The organism is Gordonia sp. UBA7860 (assembly GCF_002500165.1).
Lineage (GTDB): Bacteria > Actinomycetota > Actinomycetes > Mycobacteriales > Mycobacteriaceae > Gordonia > Gordonia sputi.
The window spans coordinates 1-8,244 of record NZ_DLSO01000035.1 but is presented as its reverse complement, the minus strand read 5'-3'; the positions used below and the strand labels follow the sequence as shown (position 1 = coordinate 8,244).

The following is an 8,244-nucleotide window of genomic DNA, read 5'->3' as shown; positions in this document are numbered from 1 at the left end:
ATCGGCTGGATCGCCAATGCCTGGTCGATTCGGGACACTTCCACCGAGTCCATTGTCTTGTGCGGTTCGTCGACGACCTCTTCCGGTAGCCACGGGTGTGAATCAAGGATGTCGTGAATACCGGCACGCAGCTCGAAGGCGACCTCGCCGACCGGTGCGCCACGCCGCAAACTGCGTCGCGCGCGACGCACCACGTCGAGCGCATCCTCGAGCGGGATGCGCAGTCCCGATCCATGCCCCACTTCGTTGATGAGGCCCTCGAGGCGCGCCCATTCGTCGCGAATAGCCTTTCTGACCTGAGGGTCAGCGCCACGCGAGTATGTCCGCAGGCCCAGCGCCATCAGAGCCTCGCGCCGCAGGACGGCGTTCGACCCGCAAAAGAATGCAGCGCCCCAGCCGTCCTTACCCTGCTGGATGGGGCCATAGAACAGTTCGGCCTGACTACCAAGCGGATCGGACTCTGGCACATTCCAGAAGTACTGCGGCGTCTGCACGAAGGCCACGGCATCGTCGTCGAAGTAGCCGAGGACGGCGTCGAGGAACTCCGGCTTGGGGACCTGGTCGGCGTCGAGGATCGCCACGAACTCCGCGTCGGTCAGAAACAACGCATTGTTGATGTTGCCGGCCTTGGCATGTCGCTGACGCCCGTTCCACTCCTCGCCTCGTGTGAGGTATCCGACGCCCAGCGCGGCAGCCGCTGCCCGGAACTCCTCGCGATCACCGTCGTCCAGGATCCAGGTGTTGTGGGGGTATCTCACCTCCCGCGCGCCGATCGCAGTGCGGACCACAAGCTCAAGGGGCTCGTTGTAAGTGGTGATGAATACATCCACGGTTAGGCCCGGTCGCGCCGCAGGCGGAACCGGCCGCTCGCGCGCATTCCACATCATAAATGCGAAAAGAATAGACTCAGAAAGCGAGTACGTTTCCGCAATAACTAATGGAATAGCAATCCACCATGCGGACCACGCAATAGTGTCGCTCCATCGCCAGAATATATAGGCACAGCCGAAAGAAACCACAAGAACGGCAATGATTCTGACGACAAACAGCCGCGCTGGCCCCACGGTCCCCACCTCCGAGTTGGCATCGATCCCCCACAACATCGACCCGCCTCGTCGCAGCTCATCCACGATTCTTGCCCAGTTGACCGACACCCGCAACCCGCCGTACTCCGTCTGGTGTACGTGCTTAACTTCTTTACCTGATTACTAAAATTCGTGTGTCGCACGAAATGCTTCGGGTCCCCTTTTTAATGGACTTGAATTCTGCTTTCCATCGAGACGCACACCGCTTTCTGAGAGATATGTGGCCCGAGTCACTCTATTTGCGGTACCGCGCAGCGAGTCGCCCGATCGAGCGAAATCGCACCGTCGGGACAACAGGGGAGGCTCACGTCACCCCGGAACTGACTGGATAGTCAGTTACTCGTGAGTATCATTCCTATATCGCAACGCCTGGTACCTGCTCCAGGTAAGGGCAACCTTGGCAGCGCGAAGAACCGGAGAAGAATTACGGTTACCTGTAGTAGACGTCCGACCCCGCGCACGTCAGCCCTGCGCGGCTAGGTCGATGATCAATATGAGAGGGGCCGGGACGCCGTGAATGCCACGACGATCACCATCGGCACTATTGCCGCGGTCATCAGCTTGTTCTGTTGGGCCAGCTTCCTACGCGGCGTGTGGACCATGGTGCGCGCGATCGCCCAGGGCCAGAAGGTCGACAGCACCCGCTACTGGCCTGTCGGTCCACGACTGTGGACGATGCTCAAGGAGTTCGTCGGCCACACGCGCATGGTGAAGTTCCGGACCGTCGGCTGGGCGCACTGGCTGGTGATGTTCGGCTTCCTGATCGGTGCGATCTTCTGGTTCGAGGCATACGGCCAGATCTTCGACCCCGAATTCCACTGGCCGGTGATCGGCGCGTGGAACGTCTACATCTTCGCCGACGAGGTGCTCGGCCTCGGCACCGTAATCGGCATCATGGCGCTGATCATCATTCGCCAGCTCAACCACCCGCGGATACCCAAGCGCCTGTCCCGCTTCTCGGGTTCACGCTTCGGCGCCGCATACTTCGTCGAGCTCGTGGTCCTGATCGAGGGCCTCGGCATGATCTTCGTGAAGACGTTCAAGATCTCGTCGGACATCGAGGACCCGCCCATCTGGACGTCGTTCTTCACGCACTACTTCGCGCAGCTCTTCGAGGGTTCGTCGGTCTACTGGGTCACCGCGGCCGCTGTCGTCAAGCTGATGAGCGGCATGATCTGGTTGGCAGTCGTCGGCGCGAACATCGACTGGGGCGTCGCGTGGCACCGCTTCGCGGCATTCTTCAACATCTATCTCAAGCGTGAGCAGGACGGCGGCGTCGCACTCGGTGCTGCCAAGCCGATGATGAGCCAGGGCAAGGTCCTTGACATGGAGACCGCCGACCCCGACGTCGACGCGTTCGGTGCAGGCAAGGTCGAGGACTTCTCGTGGAAGGGCTGGCTCGACTTCACGACGTGTACCGAGTGTGGTCGCTGCCAGAGCCAGTGCCCGGCGTGGAACACCGGTAAACCGCTGAGCCCCAAGCTGCTGATCATGTCGCTGCGCGATCACGCACAGGCAAAGGCGCCGTACCTGATCGCAGGCGGACGCAAGGACATGGGCGGCGACGAGGTCGGGCTGGTCGACGCCGACGGCAACGTCGACGAGGCCAAGCTGGCAAAGATCCCCGAGTCGGCGCGTGCCGAGGCGTCTCGCAAGCTGGTCGGCGAGTCCAAGGGGCTCATGGGCGGCGGCGAGGGCATCGTCGACGAGGACGGCGCATTCGACCCCGAGCAGCTCGGTGCGGTCATCGACACCGAAACCCTGTGGAGCTGCACCACGTGCGGTGCGTGCGTCGAGCAGTGCCCCGTCGACATCGAACACGTCGACCACATCATCGACATGCGTCGCTACCAGGTGCTGATCGAATCCGACTTCCCGACCGAACTCGCCGGGATGTTCAAGAACCTCGAGAACAAGGGCAACCCCTGGGGGCAGAACGCGTCGGCTCGCACCAACTGGATCGACGAGATGGACATCGAGATCCCGGTCTTCGGTGCCGACGTCGAATCGTTCGAGGGTTTCGAGTACCTCTTCTGGGTCGGTTGCGCAGGCGCATACGAGGATCGCGCGAAGAAGACCACCAAGGCGGTCGCCGAGCTCCTCGACATCGCCGCGGTGAACTTCATGGTTCTCGGCGAGGGCGAGACCTGTACCGGCGATTCGGCACGACGTGCAGGCAACGAGTTCCTGTTCCAGATGCTGGCGCAGCAGAACATCGAGACCATCAACGGGGTTTTCGAGACGGCGCCGACGCAGCGCAAGAAGGTCGTCGTGACCTGTGCGCACTGCTTCAACACGCTGTCGAACGAGTACCCGCAGCTCGGCGCGAAGTACGAGGTGGTGCACCACACGCAGCTCCTCAACCGCCTGGTGCGGGAGAAGCGCCTGGTGCCGGTGGCACCGATGGGCGAGGGCGTCACCTACCACGACCCCTGCTACCTGGGACGCCACAACAAGGTCTACGACGCTCCACGCGAGCTGATGGAAGCATCCGGTTCGACGCTGCGGGAGATGCCTCGCCACGGCGAACGGTCCATGTGCTGTGGCGCCGGTGGTGCGCGCATGTGGATGGAAGAGCAGATCGGCAAGCGGATCAACATCGACCGCGTCGACGAGGCTCTCGACACCCTGGCATCCGCGAAGGGTGCAGGTGGCAGCAACGACGAGGCACCGCAGAAGATCGCGACGGGCTGCCCGTTCTGCCGCGTGATGCTGACCGACGGCGTGACCGCACGGACGTCCGGCACCGAGAACGAAGGCAAGATCGAGGTCGTCGACGTCTCGCAGATGCTGCTCGATTCGGTCAAGCGTGGTCTGCCAGAGGTCAAGCGGGGCGGACGTTTCCTCGGACCGGTCTCCAAGCCCGCGCCCGAGCCGGAACCCGAGCCCGAGAAGGTGGCTGCCGCCGCTCCCGCCGCAGCCGTCGCGGGCGCTGCTACCGACGCCAAGCCCAAGCCCAAGGTCGGGTTGGGGATGAAGGGCGGCAAGAAGCCCGGCGCCGGCAGCGCAGCGACCAAGGCTCCTGCAGCGTCGACCGAGACAGCGTCGGCACCTGCCGCATCGTCGGAGACGACCGAAAAGAAGCCTGCCTCCAAGGGCTTCGGCATGAAGGGCGGCATGAAGAAGCCGGGCGCGGCGGCCAAGCCGGCGTCCGCGCAGCCAGCTCCTGCGCAGGCCGAGTCGTCGGCGGCGGTCGAAGACGCGGCAAGTGATACCGCAGCAGCGAGTGATGCAGGTGCGGCAAGCGCCACGGCCGATGCACCGAAACCGGCCAAGGCCAAGGGATTCGGCATGGCTGCGGGCAAGCGCCCCGGGGCCAAGAAGCCCGGCGCAGCGAGCACCGCGAATGCGGCCGCAGCCGACGCGGGCGTCACAGCCGCCGCGGAGAACAAGGTGGCGGAGACCGAATCCGCACCCGACGCCGCTCCGACCGCCGACACCGAATCAGCCACGGCTGCAAGCACTTCCGCAGCCGCAGTGACCGAGGACAAGCCCGCCAAGGCCAAGGGCTTCGGCATGGCCGCGGGCAAGAAGCGGCCGGGAGGCGCCGGATCGGGGGCTGCGAGTCCTGCCGCCCCGACTGCAGAGGCGTCGGCACCTGCGGCAGCTGAGTCCGCTCCGGCGGAGAGCACGGCGGCGGAATCCGCTCCGGCACAGCCCGAGACCGGTGGCGAGGCCAGCGCTCCGGAAGAGACGACTGCCTCAACGACGTCGACTGCTACGGCCTCGGCCGCAGCGGTGACGGAGGAGAAGCCCGCCAAGGCCAAGGGATTTGGCATGGCCGCAGGGAAGAAGCGCCCGGGCGGGGCGTCGGCGCCCAAGGCCGCAGCTCCCGCAGCTTCGACTCCTGAGCCGGAAGCCGCTGCACCGGCAGAGTCGGCCGAGGCGTCCACCGACACCGCGACCGAGGGCGAGTCAGCGTCGTCGAACGGCAGCGCCCCCGAAATCGGCACAGCAGTAACCGGCACAGCAGTAACCGACACAGCAGAAACCGGTGCAGCCGATGACGGCCGCACGATCGCCGAGACCGGGGCGTCGAAGGCCAAGGGCTTCGGCATGGCCGCGGGCAAGAAGCGACCCGGCCAGCGCTGATCGACCGCCCGTCAGAAACACGCGTTTCTGACACCTGCGAGTGAAGTTTTCCTCGCAGGTGTCGCAGGCGCGTGTTTCTGCATTTCCGACGGCCCGAAAAAATCGATTTGCCTGCGGCTGAGACAATTGAACCCGTGAGTAGGCCGTATGTATCGCACCTGAACCAGAACCTCAAGCCGTTGGAGCAGTCCGAGAAGCTGCAGAACGTCTGCTACGAGATCCGTGGGCCGGTGCACGCGCATGCGGCGCGACTCGAGGCCGAGGGCCATCGGATCATGAAGCTGAACATCGGCAACCCGGCCCTGTTCGGCTTCGAGGCCCCCGACGTGATCATGCGCGACATGATCCACGCGCTGCCGTACTCGCAGGGGTATTCGGAGTCGGCCGGCGTGCTCTCGGCGCGACGCGCGGTGGTCACCCGCTATGAGCTCCTCCCCGACTTCCCGTACTTCGACGTCGACGACGTGATCCTCGGGAACGGTGTCTCCGAGCTCATCACCATGACGATGCAGGCGCTGCTCAACAACGGCGACGAGGTGCTGATCCCCGCGCCCGACTATCCCCTCTGGACGGCCATGACGGCCCTCTCCGGCGGCACGGCCGTGCATTATCGCTGCGACGAGGACAACGACTGGAACCCCGACATCGCCGACATCGAGGCGAAGATCACCGACCGCACCAAGGCGATCGTCGTCATCAATCCCAACAACCCCACGGGAGCCGTCTACTCGCGCGAGGTGCTCGAGCAACTCGTCGACGTGGCCCGACGCCACTCGCTACTCATCCTCGCCGATGAGATCTACGACAAGATCCTCTACGACGACGCTGAACACATCAACATCGCCTCGCTTGCCCCCGACCTGTTCTGCCTGACGTTCAACGGGCTCTCGAAGGCGTACCGCGTCTGTGGCTATCGGGCTGGCTGGGTGGTGCTCACCGGCCCCAAGGACCACGCCAAGGGCTTCATCGAGGGCCTGGGCATCCTGGCGTCGACGCGCCTGTGTGCGAACGTCCCCGGCCAGCATGCGATCCAGGTGGCCCTCGGCGGGTACCAGAGCATCGAGGCTCTCGTGGCGCCCGGTGGACGCCTCTACGAGCAGCGCAACGTGACGTGGGAGAAGCTCAACGAGATCCCCGGCGTCAGTTGCGTCAAGCCCAAGGGTGCGCTCTACGCGTTCCCCCGCCTCGATCCCGAGGTCTACGAGATCCACAACGACGAGCTCTTCGTCCAGGACCTGCTGCTGCAGGAGAAGATCCTGGTGGTGCAGGGCAGCGGGTTCAACCTCGACGATCAGAACCACTTCCGCATCGTCACGCTCCCCTGGTCGCGCGATCTCAAGGACGCCGTCGAACGGATCGGCAACTTCCTGTCGTCCTATCGCCAGTAGTGTCGTATCGCCAGTAGTTTCGCCAGCAGAAGCACCCCCGATGACCTGCGGCGCAGCACCTTCTGCGCGATTCGCCGATCCCTGCCCGCGCGTTATGTGACACTCTTCGTTGTCACCGTCTCTGGACATAGCTGTGACGCTCGGTTACGTTAACCAGATCACGGTTCGAAGGGGTCACGTATGAAGCAGTGGGTCGAACGACTCATCGACGTCGACGGCGTACGGCTCGCGACTTTCGAGTTCGACGATCCTGCCGGCGACACGTCGGCCGTCGCAGGCGCAGGCAACCCAGCGGACCCAGACGGTACCGATGCAGCCGACCGTCCGACGGTGCTGTTCGTGCACGGCTGGCCGGATACGCATCACGTGTGGACCGAGGTCGCGGAGCGTCTTTCCGACGACTTCCGGGTCGTCGCGTACGACACCCGCGGACTCGGCGTCTCCGATAATCCGCGTGGGGTGTCGGCATACCGCATCGAAACGCTCGCGGACGACCTGTACGCGGTCGCCGCCGCGGTGAGCCCCGACGCGCCAGTCCATGTGGTAGCGCACGACTGGGGCTCCATCCAGTCATGGGAGGCGATGTCGCGCCCCGACGCCACAGATCACTTCGCGTCGTTCACCACCATCTCTGGCCCGTGCCTGGACCACGTGGGAGTGCTCCTGCGCGAGAACATCTCTCATCCGACGCCACGTCGAGCGCTCGACACCCTGCTGCAATCGTTCTTCTCGACCTACATCGTGCTGCTGCACCTACCGTTCGGTCCGACGCTGATCTCCGCGACACTCGGCTCACCGGGCGCGTGGCGACGATTCCTGCGGCTCATGGACGGTACGCCTGCCGAGCAGATCGTCACCGCGCCCTCGCTGCGGAACGACATGCGTTCCGGCGCGCGGTATTACCGAGCGAACATGGTGCGTAAGGTCGGCAAACCCAACCCGCGCACGACTCACGTTCCGGTTCTGGAGATGGTCAATACCCGCGACTTCGCGGTGCGAACTCACCTGCTGCGCAACACGAACCGATTCGCGCCCGATCTCACACGTCTCGAGTCACCGACCCCGCACTGGGCTCCGACGACCAACCCCGGTTACGTTGCCGACTCGATCCGCGAGTTCGTACGACGCATCGCCGCCCGAACATCCACCGCGACGACCCCCGACCGCGCCGCTATCCGCTGACCTGCCATCGCGAAGGAGTTTCTCCCGTGCACTCACACGCCGAGAGGGTGAACACCACCTCAGCATTCGCACCGCACCCATCCACGCCACAAGACAACGACACCGATCCCGGTGATGTCGAGCTTCACGCACGCAACGTGGCATTCGACTGGAGCGACGTTCCGCTGCACTGGATTCCGGGTCATCCAATCGCTTCCGACTTCATCAGCGTGCTCAATCTGCTTCTCCCCGAGGGAGAGCGCTGGTTTGTCCAGACCTACAACGAAGCGCTCCCCCTGGTTCGTGACGAAGAACTGGCTGCGACGATGCGCGGCTTCATCGGCCAGGAGGCCATGCACGCGGAGGCACACGACCACGTGCTCTGGGAGTTCCTCGACCACCACGGAATCGACCCACGGCCGTACTGTCGCCAGATGGAGTGGGTCTTCCGAAAGGTGTTGGGCCCGTTGGAGAAGGGCAGCGTGGAGGCCAAGCAGAAGCACCTCATCGAACGACTG

5 protein-coding genes are annotated in these 8,244 nt (G+C 64.3%); 4 read left to right on the top strand and 1 reads right to left on the bottom strand.

Features of this window, described 5'->3' with window-relative positions:
• On the bottom strand, positions 1-1,130 hold a 1,130-nt coding region (locus B3T59_RS05280), incomplete at its 3' end, for a glycosyltransferase family 2 protein (protein WP_414652069.1).
• A 468-nt stretch (positions 1,131-1,598) separates the two neighbouring features.
• Here B3T59_RS05280 and B3T59_RS05275 point away from each other — a divergent pair.
• The 4 genes from B3T59_RS05275 to B3T59_RS05260 form a co-directional block, all read left to right on the top strand.
• Positions 1,599-5,177, top strand: a complete 3,579-nt coding sequence (locus B3T59_RS05275) for a (Fe-S)-binding protein (RefSeq protein ID WP_287001640.1) — start codon at positions 1,599-1,601, stop codon at positions 5,175-5,177.
• Positions 5,178-5,311: 134 nt separating this feature from the next.
• Positions 5,312-6,565 (top strand): pyridoxal phosphate-dependent aminotransferase, encoded by a 1,254-nt coding sequence (locus tag B3T59_RS05270; protein WP_039854185.1) that lies wholly within the window; start codon positions 5,312-5,314, stop codon positions 6,563-6,565.
• 180 nt (positions 6,566-6,745) lie between these two features.
• Complete coding sequence (locus B3T59_RS05265) at positions 6,746-7,747, top strand: alpha/beta fold hydrolase (RefSeq protein ID WP_005201960.1); 1,002 nt, start codon at positions 6,746-6,748, stop codon at positions 7,745-7,747.
• A 47-nt stretch (positions 7,748-7,794) separates the two neighbouring features.
• The coding region (locus B3T59_RS05260) for a metal-dependent hydrolase (protein WP_287001641.1) at positions 7,795-8,244 on the top strand (450 nt) is incomplete at its 3' end.

Excerpts from the sequence above, each read along its gene's own strand:
- B3T59_RS05265 (WP_005201960.1), top strand. The coding sequence starts at position 6,746 with ATGAAGCAGTGGGTCGAACGACTCATCGACGTCGACGGCGTACGGCTC.